Genomic DNA, 25,754 nt, shown 5'->3' with positions numbered 1-25,754 from the left:
GGGGACACATTTCTCCGGGGGAGCGACGCCTCCGTAATGTACGCGGTCACCAGCCTTGCCGCAGTGCAGCGCATCGGGTAGTTTCCTGCGCTTCTCTCCCGCCGAGCCAAATGGTGCCCGATGACCGATCGTATTCTCATTCTCGATTTCGGCAGTCAGGTGACCCAGCTGATCGCGCGCCGCGTGCGTGAAGCCGGTGTCTATTGCGAAATCATGCCCTTCAACACGCCGGTCGAGAAGATCAGGGAGTTCGGGGCAAAGGCCTTCATCCTTTCCGGCGGCCCCGCCTCGGTGATCGGCGAGGCGACGCCGCGGGCACCGGAACTTGTGTTTGAGAGCGGGCTTCCGATCCTCGGCATCTGCTACGGTCAGCAGACCCTCTGCCATCAGCTGGGTGGCCGGGTGGAGACCTCTGACCATCGCGAATTCGGCCGCGCCTTCGTCAACGTGACCGACAATTGCATCCTCTTCGACGGGGTCTGGGAGGTCGGCGCCAGCGAGCAGGTCTGGATGAGCCACGGCGACCGGGTGATCGAGCTGCCGGACGGCTTCCGGGTCGTCGCCTCCAGCGAGGGTGCGCCCTTCGCCGTGATCGCCGACGACAAGCGCCGCTATTATGCCACCATGTTCCATCCCGAAGTGGTGCACACGCCGCACGGCGCCGCGCTGCTTTCCAACTTCGTCCACAAGGTCGCGGGCTGCGCCGGCGACTGGACCATGGAGGCGTTCAAGGAACAGGCGATCCGGCAGATCCGCGAGCAGGTCGGCGACGGCAAGGTGATCTGCGGTCTCTCCGGCGGTGTCGACAGTTCCGTCGCGGCGGTGCTGATCCATGAGGCGATCGGCGACCAGCTGACCTGCGTCTTCGTCGATCACGGCCTCCTGCGGCAGGGCGAGGCCGAAGAAGTCGTGCGGCTCTTCGGCGACCATTACAACATTCCGCTGATCCACAAGGACGCGAGCGATCTCTTCCTCGGCGAACTCGCCGGACAGACCGACCCCGAGGTGAAGCGCAAGACCATCGGCAGGCTCTTCATCGACGTCTTCCAGGAAGAGGCGAACAAGATCGAGGGCGCCCAGTTCCTTGCCCAGGGCACGCTCTATCCGGACGTGATCGAGAGCGTCTCCTTCACCGGCGGCCCGAGCGTCACGATCAAGAGCCACCACAATGTCGGCGGCCTGCCGGAGCGGATGAACCTGAAGCTGGTCGAGCCGCTGCGCGAACTCTTCAAGGATGAGGTACGCGAGCTCGGCCGCGAGCTCGGCCTGCCGGAAAGCCTCGTCGGTCGTCACCCGTTCCCGGGCCCCGGCCTCGCGATCCGCATTCCCGGCAGCGACATCACCCGCGAGAAGCTCGACATCCTGCGCAAGGCGGACGCGATCTATCTGGAAGAGATCCGCAATGCGGGCCTCTACGACGCGATCTGGCAGGCCTTCGCGGTCCTGCTGCCGGTGCGCACCGTCGGCGTGATGGGCGACCACCGGACCTACGACTATGCCTGCGCGCTCCGCGCCGTCACCTCGACCGACGGCATGACGGCGGACTATTACCACTTCGACCACGAGTTCCTGAGCCGGGTCTCCACCCGGATCATCAACGAGTGCAAGGGTATCAACCGGGTGACCTACGACATCACCTCGAAGCCCCCGGGAACCATCGAGTGGGAATAATTCATTGCTCTCAAGTGTTTGATGTACAAGAAATAAAAAACAGAAAGTAGTTGCGGGCCGGCCCGTTTTTTTTGCCGCAACTTGCTTCTTATCTGCAATGTTGGAGAGTTAGAAGCCTCAGAGACTATTGTCTGAATATAGATGGATTGAATTATGGGTGAAGAAAGCATTTCGATAAGAAAGCTTGAGCAAGCCGATATGGCTGATGTGATTGAGCTTTTGCAGTCGATGTCAGAATTCAAGCCGTCAGAAAGTGATTACCCTCACATATGGGAAAAATTGTGCCAGCAGACCCATGTTTATTCAATAGTCGCAACTATTGGTGAAAAGATTGTGGGATATGGTTCCGTTGTGTTTGAAACAAAAATTAGAGGCGGGACGATGGGGCATGTTGAAGATATCGTTTCGCATCCGGGTTATCGAAAGAAAGGCATAGGTAAGACTATATTGGGTGCGTTGTTTGACATTGCGAAAGCGAATGGCTGCCACAAAGTCGCTCTTCAATGCCAGGAGCATAATGTGGAGTTTTATAGAAAATGTAATTATGAAATAAGCGGTTTGGTTATGCAGAGGATTATAAAATAATTATAATTTATTATTTTTATTTTCTGATATTTGAGTAATTCACATTCTTGTTGATGTTGGATTTATTTGATGGTGATTGGATTGTAATTTGATTTTGAGGGTGTTTGGAATGTGCATTTGTAGATCAAAATATTTTATTCTATTCGATAGAGAGTCTCTTTGCGTGCGGTAAGTATTTCATGATTGGTGGATTTTGCATTGCTGGATTGCCAATTTGTAGACAATGAAGCGATGTGTTGGCTGCGATGCGCGTGCGAAATGGTGTAGAAAACCGGAAAGAAGTTTGGAAGTGAAAAAAGCATATTTGAAATCAATTGCTTGTTCTCGGGTTGCGGTTGAGTGACATGACCGTCACGATCGTTTCGCTCTCCGTCTCCATTGCGTAGGGGCCGTATGCCCACGGAGCGGAACTGTTTCGACGAGATCCGGCTGGCGCTGGCATGCATCGTCCTCTTCGCGCATGCGCATGAGCTCTCCAGCGCTGCGGATCTGGCGTGGATGGCGGACTGGTTCGACGCCGATTTCGCCGTGAAGGGATTCTTCGCGATCAGCGGCTACCTGGTCTCCCGGAGCTTTCTCTCCAGCCGGACTACCTTTGAATATTTCGAGAAGCGCCTGCGCCGGATCGTTCCGGCCTATGCGCTCGCCATTCTCTATTGTTTCCTCGTCGGGCTCTTCGCGAGCGATCTCGGGGTTGCGGCCTTCCTGACCGACCTCGCGACCTACCGTTATCTCGGCGCGAATCTGGCCTTCCTGAATTTCCTCCAGCCGACGCTTCCGGGGGTGTTCGCGGGCAACCCCGTCATGGCGGTGAACGGGGCACTCTGGACGATCAAGATCGAGCTCATGCTCTATTGCGTGCTGCCGGTCCTGTTCCTGCTCTACCGGCGGATAGGACATTTAGGTGGGCTGCTGGCGGCGCTGGCTCTCGGTGTCGCTTGGTACGGCTATTTCACTTACGGCTTCGACCACCCGGCGGGCGCCGCGATCGCCCGGCAGTTTCCGGGGCAGCTGCCATATTTCGCAATTGGCAGCTTTCTTGCCGTCGCCGATGTCGGGCGGAGAACCCTGTTCGCGGCACTCGCTATCAGTGCCATCTACCTCCTGCTGAGCGTTCCGGCGCCGGCCTCAGGCATGCTGAACATGCTAGCCTACCCGCTCTTCGTCATCGGCCTCTCGCAGGTGCCGGGTCTCTCGCTCGGAGTTGGCCGCCTCGGCGACCTCTCCTACGGTGTCTATCTGTTCCATTTCCCGACCCTGCAGCTGGTAACGCATCTGGGCCTTTTCAGGACAAGTCCATCTCTCGGCCTCGCGGTTTCGGTGCTCGTTACCCTGACGATGGCGTTTCTCTCCTGGCGATTTGTCGAGAAAGGATTTCTCCGCCGCTCATCGCACTACAGGCTCGCCGAAGCTGGTTAGGACGCCTCGGCGCGCCGCGCCTGCTGCCGGTAGACGAGCGGGGCGGCGCCCGCCCGCGCGGTGAAGAAACGGGAGAAATAGGAGGGCGAGGAGAAGTCGAGATCGTAGGCGATTTCGGCGACTGGCTGGTCGCTGAACACCAGTCGACGCTTCGCTTCCAGCAGGATCCTGTCCTGGATGATCGCGCCCGCCGTTTGCCCGGTCACCGCTTTGACCGTGCGGGTGAGGTGGGTCGGCGTGATCGCGAGCATGGCGGCGAAACCGGCGACCGAGCGAACGGTCCGGAAATTTCCCTCCACCAGCTCGCGGAAGCGCCGGACCAGATCGTGCTGACGATCACGCGGGCCGGGCGCCGGGGCGGAGGGCGTCGGATCGGTCCGGCAGAGGCAGACCAGCAGCAAGCTGAACAGGGCCTCAAGCACCATGTTCTGTTCCTCGCCGTTCCGTCCGTGCTCCAGCTCGATCCGGCGGACCAGTTGCTCCGCTTCCTTGAGCCGCTCCGAATGGGCGGGTCCGGATATGACCTGCGGCTGCCGGACCCGGTCCAGCAACCGGGCCTGTCCGCCGGCGAGGCGCGTGACGTCCGCACTTGGGATGGTGATCACCCAGCCAAGCATGCCGGGCTCGTAGTCGAAGCCGTGGCGGCAGAGGGCGGGCATCCAGAGCAGCGCCGGGGCCTCGATCGTCCGCCGCTCTCCGTCGATCCGTCCGGTGACCCTTCCGCCGGCGAAGAGGAAAAGCTGTGCCAGCCCGTCATGATAATGCGGCTCGACGGTCCAGACGTGGATATGGCGGCGATCGGCGATCCGCTCGCAATTCAGCAGGCCGACATGGTCGGACGGCATGCCGAGGACATATCGTTCATGGTCCGGTCCGGCCTCGGCCATCTGCGTCACCTTCCGATGTTCGATTTGTGCAAGTTTTTATCATGACGATGACTTGATCGCATACGAATCGCGCCCGAAACTCTAAGGAAAATTCCACTTCTGATCGCTCGATCCGAAGTCGGAAATTGAAACGGGAGGCTTAAGTGACGCGAATTCTCATCGCAGGCGCAGGGATCGGCGGGCTGACGGCGGCGCTCTGCCTGCATGAAAAAGGCTTCCCCGTCCGCGTTCTGGAGGCGGTCGAAGAGCTTCGGCCTCTCGGCGTCGGGATCAACCTGATGCCCCATGCCTCCGCGGTGCTGCACGGCCTCGGTCTTGCCGAAGCGCTGGGCGAGATCGCCATACGGACCCGCTGCATCGAATATCGCACGCGCTTCGGCCATGTGATCCAGAGCGACCCGCGCAACGTCGAGGCCGGGTTCGCGGCGCCGCAATATTCCATCCACCGTGGCGAGCTGCAGTTCCTGCTGCTTGAAACGGTGCGGGAGAGGCTCGGCAAGGATGCGGTTCTCGCCGGCAAGGCGGTGCAGCGTTTCAGTCAGAGCGAAGAGAGCGTGACGGTTTACACCGCTGAGGGAGGCCGTCTGGAATGCGACCTTCTGATCGGCGCCGATGGCCTGCATTCCGCCGTCCGGCGGCAGATCCATCCGGACGAGGGGCCGCTGCATTACGAGGGCACGATGATGTGGCGCGGCGCTGTCGAGTCCGACGTGATCGCCGACGGCCGCACGATGGTTATCGCCGGCGATCACGACATGAAGTTCGTCACCTATCCGATCAGCGAGCGGGCGCGGCGGGGCGGAAGGGCACTGACAAACTGGGTCGCCGAGCTGCGCCGCGACCGACCCCGCGATATCGAGGATGCGGACTGGACCCGCGAGGGGACGCGGGAATTCATCGAGTCCTTCAGGGAATTCATGATGCGGGACATGAACATCGTCAGCCTGATGGAAGCGACCGGGACGATCACCGAGTTTCCGATGGTGGATCGCGATCCGGTCGATTTCTGGACCGACGGCCGCGTGACCCTGCTCGGCGATGCGGCGCATCCGATGTATCCGATCGGCGCGAATGGGGCGTCCCAGGCGATCATTGACGGCCGGGTTCTTGCCGATACGCTGGCCGATATGCCGGGACCGGAAGGCCTGCTCGCCTACGAGGCCGCGCGGCGACCGGCGACGGCGGAGATCGTTCTGGCGAACCGGCGGTCCGGCCCCGAGCGTGTCCTCGACATCGCGGCCGCCCGCGTGAAGGGGCCCGGGGACAGGATCGAGGATTTGATCTCGGCGGAGGAACTCGAGGAGGTCGCTGCCGGCTACCGGAACACCGCGGGCTTCCGCAAGCAGGGCGGGTGAGATGAAGGAGACGGACATGAGCGGATATTTCACCGAGGACTCTTCCGCCGACGTGGTCAACGGGCGGATGGCAGGCACCGCGAACCCGCGCGTGGCGGAACTCATGACGTCGCTCGTGAAGCACCTGCACGCCTTCGCGAAAGAGACAGGTCTCACCCAGGAGGAATGGGAGCAGGCGATCGCCTTTCTGACCGCGACCGGACAGAAATGCTCCGGAGAACGCCAGGAGTTCATCCTCCTTTCCGACGTGCTCGGTTTCTCCATGCTGGTCGACGCGATCAACAATCGCCGTCCCGCCGGCGCGACGGAGAACACCGTCTTCGGGCCGTTCCATGTCGCCGGGGCCCCGGTCCGCGAGATGGGCGATACGATCTCGCTGGACGGTAAGGGCGAGAGTTGCCGTTTCGAAGGCCGGATCCTCGATCTGGAAGGAAACCCCATCGAGGGCGCGCGGATCGATGTCTGGTCCGACAACGCCGACGGGTTCTATTCCGTGCAACAACCTGACGAACAGCCGAAATGGAACAACCGGGGTATCTTCGTGACCGGTCCCGACGGCGCCTACAATTTCACCGGCATCAAGCCGGTCTCCTATCCGATCCCGGAAGACGGGCCGGTCGGCGATATGCTGAAGGCGCTCGGGCGCCATGCCTGGCGCCCGGCGCACATGCATTTCCTGATCACCGCGCCGGGCTTCGAGAAACTCGTCACGCACACCTTCGTGGAGGGCGATCCCTATCTGACCTCCGACGCGGTCTTCGGCGTCAAGGAAAGCCTGGTCGCGCCGTTCGAGCGGATCGATGGCGATACGCTCTGGCGTTCGCGCTACGACTTCGTTCTGACCCGGCTAGCCAATCGTTAACCATTGCAGGCTAAAAGATCGGCGTTCCCGCTTCCATCGCGCGCCGGTGGGGGTGTGTCTTGTGGATGGCCTGATGTCCGAACCCTTGCTGTCGATTTTGGAAACGCCCTGTTGCCGCGACTTTGCCGAAGCGTGGAACCGATGGCGCGGATCGGCTGTCGCGCCGAAGCGGGCCGACATCCGTCTTGAGGAGATCGCCTGCTGGCTTTCGTTGCTGAGCGTGCTCGAGATCCGGTCGCGCGAGGAGCAGGTTTTTCGTCTGGTCGGCACGCAGATCAACGAGGCCCGCGGCCGCGAGCTGACCGGGACCACGCTGAAGGAGCTTTCCCGGCCGGAGGACTGGCCTGCCCGGTCCAGGGTCAACGAGGCGATGGCGGTGCAGCCCTGCGGGATCACTTTCCGCGCCAATTTCAGATACAGCGTCGGCGAGGACGCCGTGTCCGAATATCTCTGTCTACCGGTATTCGCGAATGCGCCTGGCGCCCCGGTGCAGCTCTTCACGATCCGCCAGCCGATGCGGAACGTGTCCATGCAGTTTCCCCAACTCGACCCCGAGAAGAACCCGGTCGGGGACGACAACCGGTTCGTCGATATCGGTGCCGGTGTGCCCGATCTCGCGCTGCTGCCGGAGCCGATCCCGCCGGTTTCTTTGCCGCGTCTGGCGTCCTGATCGCCTCAAGGCTCCGCCTTGTGCGGAGGGAATTGCCAACCGGCTCCGTATCAAGTAGACAGACCCGGACATCAAGAGTTGGGCGGACGCTCAACGCCAACCTGCTCCCCGAGCAAGGTGGCGCTCCTGTCGCGGAGGATGTGGCCAGACCGGCAACCAAACGGGTCCCGGCAAAATGTCCGCTCTGCTTGATGCCAGTAACTGCAGAGGGTTTGCACATGCCGATCAGGATTCCGAATGACCTCCCCGCTTTCGCCGCACTCGAGGCCGAGGGTGTCATGGTCATGCGCGAGGCGGACGCTGTGCGTCAGGATATCCGGCCGCTTCAGATCGGGCTTCTCAATCTGATGCCCAACAAGATCCGCACCGAGACCCAGATCGCACGACTGCTCGGCGCAAGCCCGCTCCAGGTCGAGCTGACTCTGATCAAGATGACCGATCACGTGCCGAAGAACGTGCCGCAGGAGCATATGATCTCCTTTTACGAGCCGTGGAGCGATCTTCGCGAGCGGAAGTTCGACGGCCTCGTCGTCACCGGAGCGCCGGTCGAGCGGCTGCCCTTCGAGGAGGTCTCCTACTGGTCGGAACTCTGCGAGATCTTCGACTGGACGCAGACCCACGTGCATTCCAGCCTGATGATCTGCTGGGCGGCACAGGCCGCGCTTCACCATTTCCACGGCGTGCCGAAGCACGAGCTGCCGAAGAAGGCCTTCGGTGTTTACCGGCACCGCAATCTGGCGCCGGCCTCGGGCTATCTGCGCGGCTTTTCGGACGATTTCTCGATCCCGGTCTCGCGCTGGACGGAAACGCGCGTGGCCGACGTTCCGCCGTCCGCCGGCATCCAGGTCCTGATGGACTCACCGGAAATGGGGCCGTGCCTGATGGAAGACCGCGCCAAACACGCGCTCTACATGTTCAATCACATCGAATATGACTCGGACTCGCTTGGCGAGGAGTACCAGCGCGACGTCGGGCGTGGCATGAATCCGGAACTTCCGCACAGCTACTTCACCGACGATGATCCGACCCACCCGCCGCTGAACCGCTGGCGCAGTCACGCGCATCTGCTGTTTGCCAACTGGATCAACGAGATCTACCAGACGACGCCGTTCGATCTCTCGGAGATCGGAACGGCGCGCGATCGCCGCCAGGCCGGGTGAGGGCGCGATGACGGAGTCGAAAGTAGCCCTTATTACCGGCGCGGCCCGGGGGATCGGACTTGCCGCGGCCAGGAAGTTCCTCGACGAAGGCTGGCGCGTGGCCATGCTCGACCGCGATGCGGACACGCTGAAGCAGGCGGTCGAGGATCTCGGGCAGCGAAACGGGGCCATGCCGGTCTTCGCCGATGTCTCGGACCCGCAGCAGGTCCGGCGTGCGGTCGAGGAAACGGAGGCCGCCTTCGGGCGTCTGGACGCGCTGGTCAACAATGCCGGCGTCGCGACGTTCAAGCCGGTGCTCGAGACCAGCTTCGAGGAATGGTCGGAGATCATGGCGACCAATCTCAACGGACCGTTCCTCTGCACCAACGCGGCGGCGCCGGTGATGCTGAAGACCGGCGGCGGCGCGGTGGTCAACATCGCCTCGATCTCGGGCCTGCGTGCAAGTCTGCTCCGTGTCGCCTACGGCACCAGCAAGGCGGCGGTGCTGCACCTGACCAAGCAGCAGGCCGCCGAACTCGGCAATCTCGGGATCCGGGTCAATGCCGTCGCGCCGGGGCCGGTGGACACCGCCATGGCGAAGAAGGTCCACACGCCGGACATCCGTGCCGACTATCACGACGCGATCCCGCTGAACCGTTACGGGCTGGAAGAGGAACTGGCTGAGGCGATCTTCTTCCTCTGCAGCGACAGGGCGAGCTACATCAACGGCCAGTATCTCGCCGTCGACGGCGGCTTCGACGCGACCGGGATCGGTTTGCCGAGCTTCCGCGCCGTCTAGCAGGCGAATGCCGGAGAAAGACCTGGGCCGTTCCCGATGAGATACCGGTATTTGTTTTTGATGGAGCCCGGGCCGAAAAACTCGTGAGTGGCGCGAAATTCTTGCGACGGCCATGAGTACGGGTGTATGGTCGCGCCTTCAGTCTTCGACAGCATTCCAAAGCGTACATCGGCCCGATCGGGCAAACGAGCGTCAGCGGATCTTCATCGGAAAAGTCGATTTCCATCTCGCGGCCGAATGGGACCGGCTCGGGATAGACGGGCCGGGGCGCAAGCCCCGGTTCGCCGCTTTAGGAAACGGTCGACGTCAGATGAAGTTCGCGAGCGTTTCCGCGCAGTCCCGAAGCACCACCGCCTTTTGCGTGCAGACCGCGATTTCCTCAAACCGTGCCGCCGGGCCGACGATGCCGAGCGCGGCACTGGCTCTGCCTTGTCTGTCCAGAACCGGAACCGCGATGGAGGTGACGCCGGGCTCGTATTCGCCCGTGACGAGCGCGTAGCCGCGTGAACGCGTTTCGCCAAGATCGGCGCGGAGCATGGCCGGGTCGGTCTTTGTCTCGGGTGTGAAGGAAGGCAGCGGGGCGGCGAGCAGGTCCTCGATGACCGCCTCGCCGCTGAAGGCGAGAAGGGCGCGGCCGATTGCGGTTGCGGTCAGCGGGAGTCGGGAACCGATGCCGAAGCCGGAAGTGATCAGGGCCGGATCGCCGGGCGAATATGCGACATAGATCGCGTCGGCGCCGTCCCGGACCGCGAGCGAAATCGCGTCGCCGAGCTGTTTCGAATAGGACGCCATGACAGGCTGCACGGTGCGGCCGAACTGCCGCTCCCTCAGATACCCGCTGGCCAGTCGGAGCACGCGGGGGCTCGGCGCGTAGGCACGGTTCGTCTCCGTCAGATAGCCGAGGCGCACGAGCGTCAAGACCAGCCGCCGCGTGACCGACCGGTTGATGCCGGTCTGGCGGGCGAGATCGGGAATGGTCATGGGAGCGGCCGCGCTCTCGAAGGCTTCCAGCACCTCCATGCCCTTTGCGAAGGTCAGCGAGATATCCTTGTCGGCGATCGCGGTGGAATGTGGCGCGGCTTTCTCTGGCGCTGGGACGGTCATAGTGCTCCCATGGGCTTGACCGGGCCATATGGCTGCGGTCTATTTTGTCTTTGATCAATAATAGACCGAATGTTCGATAATCGGTCAAACAAAACAGCGGGTCGGGCGTCCTGTCAGGACCTGCAAGGAGAGAGCTGCCGTGGGAGAGAAGATCTCCGTAACCTTCGTGAAGCCGGATGGCACGCAGGAAACCGTCGAGGCCGAGACCGGCGAGTCCGTCATGCAGGCCGCCGTCTTCAACGATGTCGAGGGCATCGAGGCCGAGTGCGGCGGAAGCTGCGTCTGTGCCACCTGCCATGTCTATCTCGATGAAGAAGGCATGAAGCTCGCGCCGCCGGCGCAGGAGGACGAGCTGGCGATGCTGGATGACGCGGCCGCCGAGCGGCGCGAGACCAGCCGGCTCTCCTGCCAGATCAAGCTGACCCCGGAGATGGACGGCCTTACCGTCACCATTCCCGAAACCCAGTACTAGCCGCCTTTCATCCGCGTCTTCGACGAAGGAGACTTCCGCCATGATGAGCCAGGAAAAGAACGACGAGATCACGCTGGTCGGCGCCGACCGGCCGGCGGGCCAGGTCCTGCGCCGCTACTGGATGCCCGCCGCGCTTGCCGTGGAGCTGGAGGAGGGGCCGCGCCCGGTGGTGCCGGTCCGTCTGATGGGCGAGGATCTGGTGCTGTTCCGCCGCGAGGACGAGACGCTTGGCCTGATGAGTCGCTTCTGCCCGCACCGCGGCGTCGATCTCTGCTACGGCCGGCTCGAGGATGGCGGTATCCGCTGTCCGTTCCACGGCTGGCATTTCGACCAGACGGGACAATGCACCGAGCAACCGGCGGAACCGGACGACTCGAAGATGCACGAGCGCATCAAGATCTCCAGCTATCCTGTGGTCGAAAAGGCCGGCGTCATCTGGACCTATATGGGGCCGGGCGAGCCGCCGGCCTTCCCTGCGCTCGATTGTTTCCGCGCGCCGGACAGCCATGTCTTCGCTTTCAAGGGGCTCTGGGAGTGCAACTGGCTTCAGGCACTGGAGATCGGCATCGACCCGGCGCATGCCTCCTTCCTGCACCGCTTCCTCCAGGACGAGGATCCGGCGGACGGCTACGGCAAGCAGTTCCGCGACAAGGCGGCGCAGAGCGACATGCCGATGACCAAGGTGCTGCGCGAATTCGCCAATCCGGAGCTGAAGGTGGAGGAGACTGACTACGGCCTCCGCATCATCGCGCTGCGCGATCTCGGCAACGGCCAACGTCATGTCCGGGTGACCAACCAGGTTTTCCCCTGTGCCATCACCATCCCTCTGTCCAACGAGATGACGATCACCCAGTGGCACGTGCCGGTCGACGACACCCATTGCTACTGGTACTCGGTCTTCACCAGCTTCGGCGCGCCGGTCGACAAGAAGAAGATGTGGGAGCAGCGGATCAAGGAACACCGGCTGCCGGATTTCGCGCCGATCCGCAACAAGACGAACCAGTACGGCTACGATCCGGAAGAGCAGAAGACCCTGACCTATACGGGCATGGGGCTCGACATCAACGTGCACGATCAGTGGGCGGTCGAGTCGATGGGCGCGATCCAGGACCGGCGGCACGAGCATCTGGCCTCTTCCGATGCCGCCATCGTGCGCTATCGCCGCCTGCTCCGGTCCGCGATCAAGAGCGTCAAGGACGGCGAGGGCGCGTTGCCGCTGGTACTGGACCAGGCCGCGGCCGAACAGGTGAAGGGGCCGATCTCGATCGACGCCATCGGACCGACGGAAGCATGGGAGACGGTCTGGACCGACCGCGATGCCGGCCGACGGGCGGCCTGCAGCTGGGACGCGGCACTCTCGTGACCGCGTCAGACGGCAAGCAGGCCGCCATCGACGCGGTCCTGAAGCGGGTTGCGGAAGAGGGGCTGGAGGTCGTCCGCATCTCCTTCGCGGACCAGCACGGCATCCTGCGCGGCAAGACGATCATGGCGGACTCTCTGGAGAGCGCCTTCCGCTCCGGCATCGCCATGACCTCGACCCTTCTGCTGAAGGACACCTCGCACCGCACGGTTTTCCCTGTCTGGCAGGAGGATGCCGGATTCGGTCCCGGGCGCCTGACTGGCGCCGGCGATGTGCTGATGCGGCCCGATCCCGCGACGTTCCGGGTGCTGCCCTGGTCGCCGCACTCCAGTTGGATGCAGGCGGACCTGACCGATACGGACGGCAACCCGCTCGAAGTTTGTTCTCGCGGCATTCTCCGACGCGCGGTGGAGAAGCTGAACACTCAGGGATACGATCTCGTCACCGGGCTTGAGGTCGAATTCCATGTACTGCGCGTGATCGACCCCAAACTCGGCCATGACGACACCGGCCAGCCGGAGACGCCGCCCGAAACCGAGCTGCTGGCGCACGGCTACCAGTATCTGACGGAGGACCGCTACGACCGGCTGGAAGAGGTCTTCGATCTCGTCCGCCGCAATGCCGTTGCGCTCGGCCTGCCGGTGCGCTCCTTCGAGACCGAGTTCGGGCCGAGCCAGTGCGAGGTGACCTTCCACCCGGCGTCCGCGACGGAGCATGCCGACAACATGGTGCTGTTCCGTTCCATGGTGAAGCAGGTCTGCCGCCGCGAGGGCCTGCATGCGACCTTCATGTGCCGGCCGAAATTCAAGGATGCGATGGCAAGCGGCTGGCATCTGCACCAGTCGCTGGTCGATCTCGAGAGCGGCGACAATCTGATGGTGCCGGAGGAGGGCGAGGCGCTCTCCAAACCTGGCCGCAGCTGGGTCGCCGGGCTGCTCGAACATGCCGCCGAGGGTTGCCTGCTCTCGACCCCGACGGTGAACGGCTACAAGCGCTACCGCCCCTTCACACTCGCGCCCGACCGGGTGCAATGGGGGAGGGACAACAAGGGCGCGATGATCCGGGCGCTCGCCCGTCCGGGCGATGGCGCCAGCCGGATCGAGAATCGTATCGGCGAGCCGGCGGCGAACCCCTATCTCTATATCGCCTCGCAGATCCTCGCCGGTCTCGATGGGGTCGAGCGCGGGCTTGAGGCGCCGGCGCCCGTCGAGCGCCCTTACGAGAGCGATGCCGCGCGTCTTCCCACCAGTCTCGATCAGGCGCTCGCCCTGTTCCGCGGGAGCAGCTTCTTCCGCGCCGCGCTCGGCGACGCCTATGTCGATTACTATTCCCGCATCAAGCAGGCGGAGTGGGACCGGTACGCCCAGGCGGTCTCCGAATGGGAAGAACGGGAATATTTCTCCCTCTTCTGACCAGGCATCCGCTTCGCGGAAATGATCCACGGGGCGCTGTCTCGTCGCATTCTGCGGCTTGAAATGAAAATCATTCGCATTTACAAGCCCTCAAGTTTCTTCTCTGGGGGTAAGTGTTCATGTGGAAAGTTAAGAGCGGGAAGGTCACGCTTCTCTTCGCGGCGGCGACGGCGATTCTGGCGCATGGTGCCGCGAAGGCGCAGGACAGTTCGAGCAAGTCAGCAACCGAGACACTGAAACCGATCGTGGTCGAGGGCTCGCAGGTCGAACTGACGGAGCCCTATGCCGGCGGACAGGTCGCAACCGGCGGCCGGGCGGGCCTGCTCGGCAATCTCGATTTCCTCGAATCTCCCTTCAGCGGCAGCGCCTATACCCAGGAGCTGATCGAGAACCAGCAGGCCGACAGCATCGGCGATGTGCTGAAGAACGATCCGACCGTCCGCATCGCCAAGGGCTTCGGCAATTTCCAGGAGGTCTATGTCATCCGCGGCTTCCCGGTCTATTCGGACGACATCACGCTGAACGGCCTCTACGGAATCCTGCCGCGCCAGTTCGTCTCCGCCAGCCTGATGGAGCGCGTCGAGGTGTTCCGCGGCGCCAATGCCTTCATCAACGGCGCGGCGCCGGGCGGCAGCGCGGTCGGCGGCACCGTCAATCTGGTGCCGAAGCGGGCACCGGACGAAGGTATCCGCAGTGTCACGGGCGGCGTCGAAAGCGATAGCCAGTTTCTCGGCGCCATCGATCTCGGCGAGCGTTTCGGTCCGTCGAAGGAATGGGGGCTCCGCCTCAATGTCGTGGGGCGCGACGGCGAAACCGCGGTGGATGACGAGGAGCGCAGCCTGCTCGCGACCTCTCTCGGCACCGATTACGCGGGTGAGCGCTTTCGCTTCTCCGCCGATCTCGGTTTCCAGGACAACCGCATCGACTCTCCGCGCCCGCAAGTGACGCCGCTCGGCGACGTGCCCGATGCGCCGGACAGCACGACCAACTATGCCCAGGACTGGACCTATGCGGACGAGCAGCAGCTCTTCGGCGCGGTCCGCGGCGAGTTCGACGTGACCGACCATGTGACTGTTTGGCTCGCGGGCGGCATGCGTGACGGCGACGAAGCGAATGTGCTGGCCAACCCGCGATCGACGGCCGACGGCACACTCACGGCCTATCGCTTCGACAATACGCGCGAGGATAGCGTCGTCTCCGGCGATGCCGGCGTGCGCGGCGAGTTCCGTACGGGGCCGGTGGGTCACCGGGTGGTTGCCTCGGTCTCCGCGACGCATCTCGAAAGCAAGAACGCCTATGCGTTCTCCAATTTCTCCGGTTTCTCCAACAACCTCTACAATCCGGTCGATGTCGTGGCTCCGGATGCGAATTTCTTCATCGGCGGCGATCTCGACAATCCGCTGAAAACGGAGGAGACGACGAATTCGAGTGTCGCGCTTGCCGATACGCTCGGCTTCTTCGATGACCGGCTGCTGACCACGCTTGGCGTCCGCTACCAGCAGATCGAGACCAAGACCTTCAACTACAACACGGGTGCGGAAGCGTCGTCATATTCGGACGAGGCGATCACCCCGGCTCTCGGGATCGTCTACAAGGCCCTGCCCAACCTCTCGCTCTACGGCAATTATGCCGAGGCGTTGCAGCCGGGCGAGATCGCGCCGGCCACGAGTGGCGGGACGGCAATCACCAACGCCGGCGAGGCGCTCGAGCCGTTCAAGAGCGAGCAGATCGAGGTCGGCGTGAAGTACGATCTCGGAACCTTCGGGGCGACCGCGAGCGTCTTCTCCATCACCCAGCAGAACGCAATCGTCGAGAACCAGACCTACAAGGCCAACGGCGAGCAACGGAACCGTGGGATCGAGCTCACCGTCTTCGGCGAGCCGATGGAGGGCGTCCGCCTGCTTGGCGGCGTGACCTTCGTCGACGCCGAGCTGGAAAAAACGGAGGGCGGCACCAACGAGGGTAACAAGGCGATCGGCGTGCCGGAGTTCCAGGGTACCTTCCTCGCCGAGTGGGACCTGCCCTATGTCGAGGGGCTGACCCTGGACGGCCGTGTGACCTATACGGGCGAGCAGTATGTGAACGAGGCCAATACGGCCGAGCTCGACAGCTGGACGACCCTCGATCTCGGTGTGCGCTATGTCGCCCAGCTCTACGAAGTGCCGGTGACCTTCCGCGGCCGGATCGACAACGTGACCGACGAATCCTACTGGAAATCGACCGGCGGTTTCCCGGGGGCGAACTACCTGCTGCAGGGGCGTCCGCGCACCTTCATGCTGACCATGACCGCGAAGTTCTGATCGCGGCTCGGCGAACTTGAAGCAGCGGGCTGAGGCCGAAAGGCCTCAGCCCGTTTTCATTGTGAATTCGAGGCCATGCAGGTTGCCGACATAGAGGCCGGGCTTCGTCATCCGAAAGGAAATCACCGCCGGACCGACCATGATGTCGGCGCGGTCGCGTCCGAGGCGGACCACCTTGCCCTTCTCGGTCTTGTCGGTATCGGTGCAGGTCACCGTAACCATGTCATCGAGACGCATGCGGCGTCCTCCGTTCCGTTGCGGGAACAGGATGACACATCCGGGGTGTCGGTTTTATGGAGTTTCCGCGAGAGCGGAGAACGGACCCCTCAGTCGAGGTCCATTTCCAGAATAGTCATATGAAAATCATAGGAAACGTCGCCCTCTTCATCGTCCCGGAAGATGACGCCGATGAATTCCCCGTCGAGCGAGACTTCGGCCGAATCGTCCTTGTTCGGGCGGCTGTCGATGGTGATGCCGTGATTGCCGAAGGTGCGGCGCAGGTAGCGCTGGACTTTCTCGATTTCGCTTTTGTTCACGGGTGACCCCTTTGTTCGTTGAGCCGTCGGGAATAGCTGAACCGGCGCTCCGGTTCAAGGCGTTCGGGTGAAAGCGCTTGCCGGTCTTTTCCGGGCACGCCTATCTTCCGCTATATGACAAAGCGCGATTCTATCATCATTGACTGCGATCCGGGAATTGACGACGCGGTGGCTCTGCTGCTCGCGTTCGCCAGCCCGGAAGAGATCGATGTGAAGGCGATCACCACGGTAGCCGGCAATGTTCCGCTGCACCGGACCGAGGCCAATGCACGGCGAATCCGGGACCTGGCGGGGCGTCACGAGATCCCGATCCATGCCGGTTGTCCGCGCCCTCTTCTGAAGCCTCTGGTGACGGCGGACGACGTGCACGGCAAGACCGGTCTCGACGGCAGCGAGCTGCCGGAACCGGCCTCGAGGCTGGCGGACGGGCATGGCGCCGATGTTTTGCGGCGGGAACTCGCTGCCGCGCCCGGCGGGACCAAGCTGCTCCCGGTCGGGCCGCTGACCAATGTCGCGCATGCTCTCGTGGCGCGTCCCGAACTGGCGGACGAGGTCTCCTCCATCGTGCTGATGGGGGGGAGCACCGGACGGGGCAACATCACGCCCCATGCCGAGTTCAATTTCCATGTCGACCCGCATGCCGCCCGCATCGTCTTCGAGAGCGGCGCGCCGATCGTCATGCACGGGCTCAACGTCACCCACCAGGTGCGCGCGAAGCCGGACTGGATCGCCGAGCTCCGGGCGCTCGGCACGAAGGTCGGCGATACCGCCGCCGGAATGTTGACCTTCTACGACAGTGACAACGATCCGGCGCTGCACGATGTTCTGACGGTAGGCTCCCTGCTCTGGCCGGAGCTCTTCTCCGGCGAGGAACGGCGGGTGGAGATTGTGACCGAGGGCGAGGAGGCCGGGCGCAGCATCGTGCATACGGCGGGCGACGGCGCTCCGAACGCGACGGTGATCATGGAGATCGACGCGCCCGAATTCCTTTCCCGCCTGCTCGACCGCCTCGCGCGGTATTCCTGAGGCACCATGGCATCGCAAGCAGGAAAGCCGGGAAAGGCCAAGGAACGCAAGCTCGCGCTCGCGCAGGATCCGCATGCGGTCAAGGAGCCCGCGGAGAACAATCTCGAACTGGCCATCGGCCGGGAGGTTCGCGAGTTCCGCAAGGCGCTCGGCATCACGGTGGCGGATCTCGCAAGCACGACCGGGCTTTCCGTCGGCATGCTGTCGAAGATCGAGAACGGCGCGATCTCACCCTCGCTGACCACGCTGCAATCCGTCGCCCGTGCCCTCGGCGTGCCGATCACCGATCTCTTCAAGCGTTTCGAAGAGCCGCGCAACGCGGTCTTCGTGAAAGCAGGCGAGGGGGTGCAGGTCGAACGCCGGGGGACCCGAGCCGGACACCAGTACAATCTCCTCGGCTATCTTGAGGGCAATACCAGCGGCGTGCTGGTCGAGCCCTACCTGATCACGCTGTCAGAGGATTCTGACGTTTTTCCGACCTTCCAGCACCCCGGAACCGAGCTGATCTACATGCTGGCAGGGGAACTGCTCTACCGGCACGGGGACGCGACCTACCGGATGCTGCCGGGCGACAGCCTGTTCTTCGATGCCGACGCGCCGCACGGGCCGGAGGAACTGATCCGGCGGCCGATCCGCTATCTCTCGATCATCTCCTATCCCCAGCGCTCCGGATCCGAGTGAACGTAATATTCTTCTGAAGAAAATTTGTTTCTTCAGAATTGTGCTCTTCTGAGCCGCCTGCTAACGTCCGTTCGAGACCACGTAACGGAGGTTGCCGGCCATGTGCGGCATCGTTGGATTGTTTCTGAAGGACAAGGCGCTGGAGCCGAGGCTCGGCGCGCTGCTTTCGGACATGCTGATCACCATGACCGACCGCGGTCCGGACAGCGCCGGGATCGCGATCTATGGCCCGTCCGCGAAAGGTGCGGGCAAGATCACCGTCCAGTCGGCCGATCCGAAAAGCGACTTCAAGGGCCTCGGAGCGGCGCTCTCCAAGAAGATCGGCACGGAGGTCTCCGTCGATGTACGGGCGACCCATGCCGTGATCTCGCTCGCGGCGGAAAAGCTGGATACGGCGCGCGATGCGCTGAAAGAACTCCGGCCCGGGATCACCGTCATGGGACGGGGCGAGAGCGTCGAGATCTTCAAGGAGGTGGGGCTGCCGAAGGACGTGGCCGAGCGGTTCGGCATCGGCAAGATGAGCGGCACTCACGGCATCGGCCACACAAGGATGGCGACGGAATCCGCCGTGACGACCTTCGGCGCGCATCCCTTCTCGACCGGGCCGGACCAGTGCCTCGTCCATAACGGCTCGCTCTCCAACCACAACAATCTGCGCCGCGAGCTGATCAAGGCGGGGCTCCGTTTCGAGACCGAGAACGACACCGAGGTCGCGGCGGCCTATCTCAGCCACAAGCTGGCGGAGGGACAGAATCTCGGCGCGGCGCTCGAAAGCGGCCTCAGCGATCTTGACGGTTTCTATACCTTCGTCGTCGGCACCAAGTCGGGCTTCGGCGTGCTGCGCGATCCGATCGCCTGCAAGCCGGCGGTGATGGCCGAGACCGACGAATATGTCGCCTTCGGCTCCGAATACCGCGCGCTGGTCGGCCTGCCCGGGATCGCGAATGCGCGGGTCTGGGAGCCGGAGCCGGCAACCGTATATTTCTGGGAGCATTGAGCAATGCCGAGCTTTGATCTGGCGAAGGTGCCGCTCCGCGAACTGAATCAGGCGCTGCACAATGTGGCCGCCGGTACGAACGAGATTGATTTCGAGGTGCTGAACCCGCGCGGCGCGCATGCCGTGGCAGTCGGGATCGACGCGCCGGTCACTGTCGATGTGCGCGGGAACTGCGGCTACTACTGCGCCGGCATGAATGCCGAGGCGACCGTCACCGTGCATGGCAGCGTCGGGCCGGGCGTCGCCGAGAACATGATGTCGGGCACCGTCGTGGTGAAGGGCGATGCGAGCCAGTATGCGGGAGCGACCGGACATGGCGGCCTGCTGGTGATCGAGGGCAACGCCTCCTCGCGTTGCGGCATCTCCATGAAGGGCATCGATATTGTCGTGAAGGGCAATATCGGCCACATGTCCGCCTTCATGGCCCAGGCCGGCACGCTCGTCGTTCTCGGCGATGCGGGGGACGCGCTCGGCGACTCGCTCTACGAGGCCAAGCTGTTCGTCCGCGGCAAGGTGAAGAGCCTCGGGGCCGACTGCGTGAAAAAGAAGATGAAGCCGAAGCATCTGGAGCTTCTGGCCGATCTTCTTGAGCGCGCCGGGATCACGGATGTGAAGCCGGAGGAGTTCACCCGCTACGGCTCCGCCCGCCAGCTCTACAATTTCAACATCGACAACGCCGACGCCTACTGAGGACGGACAGATGACCTATAGCAATCCCCCGACCGTCCCGCGCCAGTCCGCCACCTTCGACGACTATACGCTCTCCGAGATCCGCCGTGCGGCGGCGACCGGGATCTACGACATCCGGGGCGGCGGGGCGAAGCGCAAGGTGCCGCATTTCGATGACCTGCTGTTCCTCGGCGCCTCGATCTCGCGCTACCCGCTGGAAGGCTACCGCGAGGCCTGCGGCACCAATGTCGTGCTCGGCACCCGCTTCGCGAAGAAGCCGATCGAGCTGAAGATCCCGATCACCATCGCGGGCATGAGTTTCGGCTCGCTCTCAGGCCCTGCGAAGGAAGCGCTCGGCCGCGGCGCGACCCTCGCCGGCACCTCGACGACCACGGGCGACGGGGGCATGACGGAGGAGGAGCGCGGCCATTCCGAGATCCTCGTCTACCAGTACCTGCCGTCGCGCTACGGCATGAACCCGCGCGATCTCCGCCGCGCCGACGCGATCGAGGTGGTGGTCGGGCAGGGCGCGAAACCGGGCGGCGGCGGCATGTTGCTCGGCCAGAAGATTTCCGAGCGCGTGGCCGCGATGCGCACCCTGCCGGAAGGCATCGACCAGCGCTCCGCCTGCCGACACCCGGACTGGACCGGGCCGGACGATCTCGAGATCAAGATCCAGGAGCTGCGCGAGATCACCGACTGGGAGAAGCCGATCTATGTGAAGGTCGGAGGCGCACGCCCCTATTACGACACCGCGCTCGCGGTGAAGTCAGGTGCCGACGTGGTCGTGCTGGACGGCATGCAGGGCGGTACGGCAGCGACCCAGGAGGTCTTCATCGAGCATGTCGGCCTGCCGACGCTCGCCTGCATCCGGCCCGCCGTCGCGGCGCTGCAGGAGCTCGGCATGCATCGCAAGGTCCAGCTCGTGGTCTCGGGCGGGGTGCGCAGCGGCGCGGATGTCGCGAAGGCGCTGGCGCTCGGTGCGGACGCGGTTTCCATCGGCACGGCGGCGCTGGTCGCGATCGGCGACAACGATCCGAAATGGGAAGCGGAATACCAGAAACTCGGGACCACGGCCGGCGCCTATGACGACTGGCACGAAGGCCGGGATCCGGCGGGCATCTCGACCCAGGATCCGGAGCTGATGAAGCGGGTCGATCCAGTCGCGGCCGGGAGGCGCCTCTCCAATTACCTCAAGGTGATGACGCTGGAGGCGCAGACCATCGCGCGCGCCTGCGGCAAGAGCCACGTGCATAATCTCGAACCGGAGGATCTCTGCGCGCTGACCATCGAGGCCTCGGCCATGGCCGGTGTGCCGCTCGCAGGCACCGACTGGATACCCGGCAAGACCGGGCTCTGAACACGCCGAACGACGCGGCGCCGAACGCCGTGCGCATCGACAGGGAGAATTGGGGACTTAGGAGGGTTCATGACGAAGGATCTCGCAGCTTTTGCGAAAGAGAAGGGGGTCAAATACTTCATGATCTCCTACACCGACCTGTTCGGCGCCCAGCGCGCCAAGCTGGTCCCGGCCGCCGCCATCGCCGACATGCAGAAGGAGGGGGCGGGCTTCGCCGGCTTCGCGACCTGGCTCGACATGACGCCGGCGCATCCGGATCTCTTCGCGGTTCCGGATCCGGCCTCGGTGACCCAGCTTCCCTGGAAGAAGGAGGTCGCCTGGGTCGCGGCGGACTGCTTCATGGAGGAGAAACCGGTCGCGCAGGCGCCGCGCAACACGCTGCTCCGCCTTGTCGATGAAGCGGCGAAGAAGGGTCTGCGGGTGAAGACCGGTGTAGAGGCGGAATACTTTCTCATCCTGCCGGACGGCTCCGAGATCTCCGATCCGCGCGATACCGCGGTGAAACCCTGCTACGACCAGCAGGCGGTGATGCGGCGCTACGACGTCATCTCAGAGATCTGCGACTACATGCTGGAGCTCGGCTGGGGGCCGTACCAGAACGACCATGAGGACGCCAACGGCCAGTTCGAGATGAACTGGGAGTTCGATGATGCGCTGAAGACGGCGGACAAACATTCCTTCTTCAAGTTCATGGTCAAGTCGGTGGCCGAGAAGCACGGGCTGCGCGCCACCTTCATGCCGAAACCCTTCAGCCACCTGACCGGCAACGGCTGCCACTGCCATGTCTCGGTCTGGGACAAGAAGGGCAAGGAGAACGTCTTCGCCGACAAGAAGGACGAACTTGGTCTCTCGAAGGACGGCATGCATTTCCTCGGCGGAATCATGAGTCATGCGCGGGCGCTTGCCGCGATCACCAACCCGACGGTGAATTCCTACAAGCGGATCAATGCCGCCGGGACGCTCTCGGGCGCGACCTGGGCGCCGAACTCGGTCACCTGGTCCGGCAACAACCGCACACATATGGTGCGCGTGCCGGGGCCGGGGCGGTTCGAGCTGCGCCTGCCGGACGGGGCGGCGAACCCGTATCTGCTGCAGGCGGCGGTGATCGCGGCCGGCCTCGACGGGCTGGCCGCCAAAGCCGACCCGGGCAAGCGCTACGATCACGACATGTATGCCGAACCCGCTCTCGCTGCCGATGCGCCGAAGCTGCCGCTCAACCTTCTGGACGCGATCCGGACCTTCGAAGCCGACAAGGGGCTGACCGCGGCGATGGGCAAGGAATTCTCCGCGGCTTATGTGAAGCTCAAGACCGGCGAGTGGAACAGCTACACCGCGCATCTCACCGAATGGGAACGTGAAACCACGCTCGACATTTGAAAATCGGGATGCCCTGATAGCGGTTCACCGCGTCGATGAGGAATCCCAGATGACCGAACTGAACGAGCTGACAGCGTCCGAAGCCGCACGGGTTTTGGCCTCCGGGGAGGCCTCAGCCGAGGACCTGATGCGCGTCTGCCTCGACCGAGTCGCCGCGCGCGACGACACGGTCCGGGCCTGGGCCTTCCTCGATCCCGAGCTGGCACTCGCCAATGCGCGGGCCGCGGACCGGCATCGCCAGGCGGGCAACGCGCTCGGCCCGCTCCATGGCCTGCCGGTCGGCATCAAGGACATCATCGAGACCGCCGACATGCCGACCGAGAACGGCTCCGATCTCTATCGCGGGCAGCGGACGGGGCGCGACGCCGCGTGCGTCGCCCGGCTGCGCAATGCCGGCGCGGTGATCATGGGCAAGACGGTGACCACCGAGCTCGCGAACACCTGTCCGAGCAAGACCCGCAATCCGCACAATCCGGAGCATACGCCGGGGGGATCGTCCGCGGGCTCGGCGGCCGCGGTCGCGGATTTCCAGGTCACGCTCGCGCTCGGAACCCAGACTGCCGGGTCGGTCATCCGGCCCGGTTCGTTCAATGGCATCCATGCCCTGAAGCCGTCGCTTGGACTGATCGCGCGCGAGGGCGTGCTGATGCAGTCGCATACACTCGACACGGTCGGGGTCTACGGCCGTTCCGTCGAGGATCTGGCGCTGATCGCGGACAGCGTGGCGGCGTTCGATGCGACGGATGCCTTCAGCTTCGGCGGCCGCCGTTCCAGTCTCACCGCCGATCTGAATCTTGAGGCCCCGGCACCCAGATTTGCCTTTCTCGAGACCCCTGCCTGGCCTCAGGCGGACGCGGGCGCGCGCGACGCCATCGAGCGCGTGGTCGAGGGGCTCGGCGCCCGCTGCGTCAGGGAGAGCCTGCCGTCTCCGTTCGACCGTGTCCTCGCCTTCCATGCCACGGTTATGGCGGCGGAAATGCTGACCTATTACGGCCCGGACGCCGAGGCCAGCCCCGACAAGGTCAGCGATCCGCTGAAAGCGCGCCTGTCCGCGGCCCGCGACGTTCGTGCCGGCGATTATGTCGAGGCGCAGCTGGCGCGCGGACAAATCAACGATGCGCTGGCGTCGTTGCTGGATCGCTATGACGCGGTGCTGTGTCTTCCGGCCCCCGGCGCGGCGCCCAAAGGCCTCGGTTCGACCGGCAATCCCATCTTCAACGGTCTCTGGACCTATCTCGGCGTGCCTTGCGTGTCCCTGCCGCGGCTGAGCCTCGACGGTCTCCCGCTTGGCGTTCAGCTGGTGGGCAAGCCCGGTGAGGACGGCAAGCTGCTGCGCACGGCCCGCTGGCTGGACCGCGAACTGGGCGGCTGACCCCGCGCTTCAGTCGCTCGCTTCCGCCGCAGCGCGTGCCTGCCGCGCCCGCATAGCCTCGCGCTGGGCGATATAGAGCGTACTGGCGACGATGAGCCCGGCGCCGATGATCGTGCGTTCGTCGGGGATCTCGGCGAAGACGAGATAGCCGGCGAAGGCGATGGTGATCAGGCGCAGGTACTGGAAGACCGAAATCGCGCTCGCCTCGCCGACGGCGTAGGCCTTGATGTCGAAATAGACGCGGGCGGTGGCGCCGACGCTGAGCACGATAAGGACGATCCAGAGATCGGTGTCCGGCCATTCCCAGTGCGAGAGCGCCGGAGGCATGCTGGCGAGCGTGCTCATCACCATGAAATAGACCATCAGCGTGCCCGGCGGATCGTCCTTCGAGAGGGTCTTGCCCTGGATCAGCATGACGGCAAAGAGCGCCGCGCTGACGAGGGCGGAGAGCATGGCGAACTGCAGACCGTCGAGGCTCGGATCGACCACGACGACGATCCCGGCGAAGCCGACGAGGGTGGCGCCCCAGCGGTGGATGCCGACCTTCTCGCCGAGCATCGGCCCGGCCAGCGCCGTCATGAAGAGCGGGGTCGAGAAGAACAGCACCGAGGCCGTCGTGATCGGCAGGACGGAGAGGGCGTAGAAGCCCGCATTCATCGAGATCGCGCCGATCGCGCCCCGGACCAGATGCATTTTCCAGCGCCGGCTGAACAGCACGCGCTTGCCGTAGCCGATCAGGAACGGGATCGTCATGGCAAGCGAGAGCACGCAGCGCACGAAGACGATCTGCGTCGAGGCGAGACCGTCGGAGGCCAGCTTGACCCCGACGGTCATGACCGTTGCCGCGAGGCAGGAGGCGAGGATCCAGAGCGCTCCCTGTAGGTTGTTCGAGAGCGCTCCGGTTTTCACTTAGACAAGGCCCTCGAGACCGGCATCGATGCTGATCGCCTGACCGGTGACATGGGCGCCGGCCTTGGAACAGAGGAAGAGGATCATCGAGGCGATATCGTCCGACGTGACGAACTCCTTCAGCGAGGCGATGGAGGCAAGTTCGTTGCGCATCGCGTTCTCGGAGATGCCCTTGGCTTCGGCCTTGGCCTTGATCACCCGGTCGATCCGCGCGCCCTCGACGGCGCCCGGCTGGATCGCGTTGCAGCGGATCCGGTCTGGACCGAGTTCGATCGCGATGGTGCGGGTGAAGCCGACAATGCCCCATTTCGCGGCCGAATAGGGGCTGCGCATCGGGAAGCCGAACTTTCCGGCCGCCGAGGAGAGATTGATGATCGCGCCGCCGCCCGCATTGCGCAGGTGCGGGACCGCCATCTGTGTCATCAGGAAGGTCGAGGTCAGGTTGATGTCGATGCAGGCCGCCCAGTCGTCGAGGCTGACTTCCTCGACCGGTGCGGTCGGTCCCGCGGTGCCCGCATTGTTCACCAGAATGTCGAGCCCGCCGAGATAGTCGATCGCGGCGGCGAACATCTCCTTCTGGGCCGCCCGGTCCGACACGTCCGTCAGGGTGCCGTCCAGGTTCGGCACCTTGTCGCGCGCGTCCTCGAGCTGGTCCCGGTCGATGTCGCAGATGAACACTTTCGCGCCGGCCTGGCTGAACAGCTCGGCCGTGCGGCGGCCGATACCCCCGGCGCCGGCGGTGATGAGTGCGCGCTTGCCCGTGAGATCGAGCTTCATGGTTACCCCCCAATT

25 protein-coding genes and 1 riboswitch are annotated in these 25,754 nt (G+C 63.9%); of the genes, 19 read left to right on the top strand and 6 right to left on the bottom strand.

Annotated features, from left to right (window positions below; genetic code table 11):
* The first annotated feature begins 120 nt into the window (after nucleotides 1–120).
* The 3 genes from guaA (at nucleotide 121) to JJ959_RS09655 (ending at nucleotide 3,675) form a co-directional block, all read left to right on the top strand.
* Entirely contained in the window at nucleotides 121–1,671 is a 1,551-nt protein-coding gene (guaA, locus tag JJ959_RS09665) for a glutamine-hydrolyzing GMP synthase (RefSeq protein ID WP_292882710.1), read from the top strand.
* A 153-nt stretch (nucleotides 1,672–1,824) separates the two neighbouring features.
* On the top strand, nucleotides 1,825–2,256 hold the full coding sequence (locus JJ959_RS09660) for a GNAT family N-acetyltransferase (protein WP_292882708.1): 432 nt from the start codon (nucleotides 1,825–1,827) through the stop codon (nucleotides 2,254–2,256).
* A 393-nt stretch (nucleotides 2,257–2,649) separates the two neighbouring features.
* Nucleotides 2,650–3,675: an acyltransferase gene (locus JJ959_RS09655; RefSeq protein WP_292882706.1), complete on the top strand. Its 1,026-nt coding sequence runs from the start codon at nucleotides 2,650–2,652 to the stop codon at nucleotides 3,673–3,675.
* Here the strand turns inward: JJ959_RS09655 and JJ959_RS09650 are convergent.
* On the bottom strand, nucleotides 3,672–4,562 hold the full coding sequence (locus tag JJ959_RS09650) for a helix-turn-helix domain-containing protein (RefSeq protein ID WP_292882704.1): 891 nt from the start codon (nucleotides 4,560–4,562) through the stop codon (nucleotides 3,672–3,674). The genes JJ959_RS09655 and JJ959_RS09650 overlap by 4 nt on opposite strands.
* A gap of 143 nt (nucleotides 4,563–4,705) precedes the next feature.
* Between JJ959_RS09650 and JJ959_RS09645 the strand changes: the two genes are divergently transcribed.
* The 5 genes from JJ959_RS09645 to JJ959_RS09625 all read left to right on the top strand — a co-directional run bounded on the left by JJ959_RS09645 (nucleotide 4,706) and on the right by JJ959_RS09625 (nucleotide 9,387).
* On the top strand, nucleotides 4,706–5,917 hold the full coding sequence (locus tag JJ959_RS09645) for a flavin-dependent oxidoreductase (RefSeq protein WP_292882701.1): 1,212 nt from the start codon (nucleotides 4,706–4,708) through the stop codon (nucleotides 5,915–5,917).
* Nucleotides 5,918–5,933: 16 nt separating this feature from the next.
* On the top strand, nucleotides 5,934–6,779 hold the full coding sequence (locus JJ959_RS09640; protein WP_292882698.1) for an intradiol ring-cleavage dioxygenase: 846 nt from the start codon (nucleotides 5,934–5,936) through the stop codon (nucleotides 6,777–6,779).
* A 73-nt stretch (nucleotides 6,780–6,852) separates the two neighbouring features.
* Nucleotides 6,853–7,449 (top strand): PAS domain-containing protein, encoded by a 597-nt coding sequence (locus tag JJ959_RS09635; RefSeq protein ID WP_292882695.1) that lies wholly within the window; start codon nucleotides 6,853–6,855, stop codon nucleotides 7,447–7,449.
* Nucleotides 7,450–7,512: 63 nt separating this feature from the next.
* Nucleotides 7,513–7,619, top strand: a riboswitch (SAM-I-IV-variant riboswitch).
* A gap of 48 nt (nucleotides 7,620–7,667) precedes the next feature.
* Entirely contained in the window at nucleotides 7,668–8,609 is a 942-nt protein-coding gene (gene metA / locus JJ959_RS09630; RefSeq protein ID WP_292882692.1) for a homoserine O-succinyltransferase, read from the top strand.
* Nucleotides 8,610–8,616: 7 nt separating this feature from the next.
* Nucleotides 8,617–9,387, top strand: coding sequence for an SDR family oxidoreductase (locus tag JJ959_RS09625; protein WP_292882689.1), 771 nt, complete (start codon nucleotides 8,617–8,619; stop codon nucleotides 9,385–9,387).
* Nucleotides 9,388–9,693: 306 nt separating this feature from the next.
* Here JJ959_RS09625 and JJ959_RS09620 read toward each other — a convergent pair whose 3' ends face one another.
* On the bottom strand, nucleotides 9,694–10,491 hold the full coding sequence (locus JJ959_RS09620) for an IclR family transcriptional regulator C-terminal domain-containing protein (protein WP_292882686.1): 798 nt from the start codon (nucleotides 10,489–10,491) through the stop codon (nucleotides 9,694–9,696).
* A 139-nt stretch (nucleotides 10,492–10,630) separates the two neighbouring features.
* Here JJ959_RS09620 and JJ959_RS09615 point away from each other — a divergent pair, with 139 nt between their 5' ends.
* The 4 genes from JJ959_RS09615 to JJ959_RS09600 all read left to right on the top strand — a co-directional run bounded on the left by JJ959_RS09615 (nucleotide 10,631) and on the right by JJ959_RS09600 (nucleotide 16,035).
* Nucleotides 10,631–10,963 carry a 2Fe-2S iron-sulfur cluster-binding protein gene (locus tag JJ959_RS09615; protein WP_292882683.1) on the top strand — a complete coding sequence of 111 codons (333 nt, stop codon included), beginning with the start codon at nucleotides 10,631–10,633 and terminating at the stop codon, nucleotides 10,961–10,963.
* 40 nt (nucleotides 10,964–11,003) lie between these two features.
* The gene (locus tag JJ959_RS09610; protein WP_292882680.1) at nucleotides 11,004–12,326 is read left to right on the top strand and encodes a Rieske 2Fe-2S domain-containing protein; all 1,323 of its coding nucleotides are present in this window, start codon (nucleotides 11,004–11,006) and stop codon (nucleotides 12,324–12,326) included.
* Nucleotides 12,323–13,735: a glutamine synthetase family protein gene (locus JJ959_RS09605; protein ID WP_292882677.1), complete on the top strand. Its 1,413-nt coding sequence runs from the start codon at nucleotides 12,323–12,325 to the stop codon at nucleotides 13,733–13,735. The genes JJ959_RS09610 and JJ959_RS09605 overlap by 4 nt, the downstream gene beginning before the upstream one ends.
* A 119-nt stretch (nucleotides 13,736–13,854) precedes the next feature.
* Complete coding sequence (locus tag JJ959_RS09600) at nucleotides 13,855–16,035, top strand: TonB-dependent siderophore receptor (RefSeq protein WP_292882674.1); 2,181 nt, start codon at nucleotides 13,855–13,857, stop codon at nucleotides 16,033–16,035.
* Nucleotides 16,036–16,080: 45 nt separating this feature from the next.
* On the opposite strand, the gene JJ959_RS09595 is transcribed toward JJ959_RS09600, so the two are convergent.
* A complete protein-coding gene (locus tag JJ959_RS09595) occupies nucleotides 16,081–16,272 on the bottom strand; it encodes a hypothetical protein (RefSeq protein WP_292882671.1) in 192 nt (63 codons plus the stop codon).
* Between the two features lie 89 nt (nucleotides 16,273–16,361).
* Nucleotides 16,362–16,571: a DUF3126 family protein gene (locus JJ959_RS09590; protein ID WP_292882668.1), complete on the bottom strand. Its 210-nt coding sequence runs from the start codon at nucleotides 16,569–16,571 to the stop codon at nucleotides 16,362–16,364.
* A gap of 114 nt (nucleotides 16,572–16,685) precedes the next feature.
* On the opposite strand from JJ959_RS09590, the gene JJ959_RS09585 reads away from it, so the two are divergent.
* From JJ959_RS09585 to JJ959_RS09555, 7 genes are all read left to right on the top strand, one after another.
* A complete protein-coding gene (locus JJ959_RS09585; RefSeq protein ID WP_292882665.1) occupies nucleotides 16,686–17,597 on the top strand; it encodes a nucleoside hydrolase in 912 nt (303 codons plus the stop codon).
* A 6-nt stretch (nucleotides 17,598–17,603) separates the two neighbouring features.
* Nucleotides 17,604–18,278 (top strand): XRE family transcriptional regulator, encoded by a 675-nt coding sequence (locus tag JJ959_RS09580; RefSeq protein ID WP_292882663.1) that lies wholly within the window; start codon nucleotides 17,604–17,606, stop codon nucleotides 18,276–18,278.
* Nucleotides 18,279–18,378: 100 nt separating this feature from the next.
* Nucleotides 18,379–19,275 carry a glutamine amidotransferase family protein gene (locus tag JJ959_RS09575; RefSeq protein ID WP_292882661.1) on the top strand — a complete coding sequence of 299 codons (897 nt, stop codon included), beginning with the start codon at nucleotides 18,379–18,381 and terminating at the stop codon, nucleotides 19,273–19,275.
* Nucleotides 19,276–19,278: 3 nt separating this feature from the next.
* Nucleotides 19,279–19,965, top strand: coding sequence for a GXGXG domain-containing protein (locus tag JJ959_RS09570; protein ID WP_292882658.1), 687 nt, complete (start codon nucleotides 19,279–19,281; stop codon nucleotides 19,963–19,965).
* A 10-nt stretch (nucleotides 19,966–19,975) separates the two neighbouring features.
* Nucleotides 19,976–21,304: an FMN-binding glutamate synthase family protein gene (locus JJ959_RS09565; RefSeq protein ID WP_292882655.1), complete on the top strand. Its 1,329-nt coding sequence runs from the start codon at nucleotides 19,976–19,978 to the stop codon at nucleotides 21,302–21,304.
* Nucleotides 21,305–21,373: 69 nt separating this feature from the next.
* Nucleotides 21,374–22,681 carry a type III glutamate--ammonia ligase gene (glnT, locus tag JJ959_RS09560; RefSeq protein ID WP_292882652.1) on the top strand — a complete coding sequence of 436 codons (1,308 nt, stop codon included), beginning with the start codon at nucleotides 21,374–21,376 and terminating at the stop codon, nucleotides 22,679–22,681.
* Between the two features lie 49 nt (nucleotides 22,682–22,730).
* On the top strand, nucleotides 22,731–24,053 hold the full coding sequence (locus JJ959_RS09555; protein WP_292882649.1) for an amidase: 1,323 nt from the start codon (nucleotides 22,731–22,733) through the stop codon (nucleotides 24,051–24,053).
* Nucleotides 24,054–24,062: 9 nt separating this feature from the next.
* On the opposite strand, the gene JJ959_RS09550 is transcribed toward JJ959_RS09555, so the two are convergent.
* Both JJ959_RS09550 and JJ959_RS09545 read right to left on the bottom strand, forming a co-directional pair.
* On the bottom strand, nucleotides 24,063–24,962 hold the full coding sequence (locus JJ959_RS09550) for a DMT family transporter (protein WP_292882647.1): 900 nt from the start codon (nucleotides 24,960–24,962) through the stop codon (nucleotides 24,063–24,065).
* Complete coding sequence (locus tag JJ959_RS09545; RefSeq protein WP_292882644.1) at nucleotides 24,963–25,739, bottom strand: SDR family oxidoreductase; 777 nt, start codon at nucleotides 25,737–25,739, stop codon at nucleotides 24,963–24,965.
* Nucleotides 25,740–25,754: the final 15 nt, after the last annotated feature.

The organism is Nisaea sp. (assembly GCF_017640745.1).
Classification (GTDB): domain Bacteria; phylum Pseudomonadota; class Alphaproteobacteria; order Thalassobaculales; family Thalassobaculaceae; genus Nisaea.
The sequence above is the reverse complement of the archived record's forward strand: the minus strand, read 5'-3'. Positions and strand labels throughout refer to the sequence as shown.

Excerpts from the sequence above, each read along its gene's own strand:
- guaA (WP_292882710.1), top strand. The coding sequence starts at position 121 with ATGACCGATCGTATTCTCATTCTCGATTTCGGCAGTCAGGTGACCCAG.
- JJ959_RS09625 (WP_292882689.1), top strand. The coding sequence starts at position 8,617 with ATGACGGAGTCGAAAGTAGCCCTTATTACCGGCGCGGCCCGGGGGATC.
- JJ959_RS09585 (WP_292882665.1), top strand. The coding sequence starts at position 16,686 with ATGACAAAGCGCGATTCTATCATCATTGACTGCGATCCGGGAATTGAC.
- JJ959_RS09600 (WP_292882674.1), top strand. The coding sequence starts at position 13,855 with ATGTGGAAAGTTAAGAGCGGGAAGGTCACGCTTCTCTTCGCGGCGGCG.
- JJ959_RS09660 (WP_292882708.1), top strand. The coding sequence starts at position 1,825 with ATGGGTGAAGAAAGCATTTCGATAAGAAAGCTTGAGCAAGCCGATATG.
- JJ959_RS09545 (WP_292882644.1), bottom strand. The coding sequence starts at position 25,739 with ATGAAGCTCGATCTCACGGGCAAGCGCGCACTCATCACCGCCGGCGCC.
- glnT (WP_292882652.1), top strand. The coding sequence starts at position 21,374 with ATGACGAAGGATCTCGCAGCTTTTGCGAAAGAGAAGGGGGTCAAATAC.
- JJ959_RS09635 (WP_292882695.1), top strand. The coding sequence starts at position 6,853 with ATGTCCGAACCCTTGCTGTCGATTTTGGAAACGCCCTGTTGCCGCGAC.
- JJ959_RS09565 (WP_292882655.1), top strand. The coding sequence starts at position 19,976 with ATGACCTATAGCAATCCCCCGACCGTCCCGCGCCAGTCCGCCACCTTC.
- JJ959_RS09580 (WP_292882663.1), top strand. The coding sequence starts at position 17,604 with ATGGCATCGCAAGCAGGAAAGCCGGGAAAGGCCAAGGAACGCAAGCTC.
- metA (WP_292882692.1), top strand. The coding sequence starts at position 7,668 with ATGCCGATCAGGATTCCGAATGACCTCCCCGCTTTCGCCGCACTCGAG.
- JJ959_RS09575 (WP_292882661.1), top strand. The coding sequence starts at position 18,379 with ATGTGCGGCATCGTTGGATTGTTTCTGAAGGACAAGGCGCTGGAGCCG.
- JJ959_RS09640 (WP_292882698.1), top strand. The coding sequence starts at position 5,934 with ATGAGCGGATATTTCACCGAGGACTCTTCCGCCGACGTGGTCAACGGG.
- JJ959_RS09650 (WP_292882704.1), bottom strand. The coding sequence starts at position 4,562 with ATGGCCGAGGCCGGACCGGACCATGAACGATATGTCCTCGGCATGCCG.
- JJ959_RS09620 (WP_292882686.1), bottom strand. The coding sequence starts at position 10,491 with ATGACCGTCCCAGCGCCAGAGAAAGCCGCGCCACATTCCACCGCGATC.
- JJ959_RS09610 (WP_292882680.1), top strand. The coding sequence starts at position 11,004 with ATGATGAGCCAGGAAAAGAACGACGAGATCACGCTGGTCGGCGCCGAC.
- JJ959_RS09655 (WP_292882706.1), top strand. The coding sequence starts at position 2,650 with ATGCCCACGGAGCGGAACTGTTTCGACGAGATCCGGCTGGCGCTGGCA.
- JJ959_RS09595 (WP_292882671.1), bottom strand. The coding sequence starts at position 16,272 with ATGCGTCTCGATGACATGGTTACGGTGACCTGCACCGATACCGACAAG.
- JJ959_RS09570 (WP_292882658.1), top strand. The coding sequence starts at position 19,279 with ATGCCGAGCTTTGATCTGGCGAAGGTGCCGCTCCGCGAACTGAATCAG.
- JJ959_RS09555 (WP_292882649.1), top strand. The coding sequence starts at position 22,731 with ATGACCGAACTGAACGAGCTGACAGCGTCCGAAGCCGCACGGGTTTTG.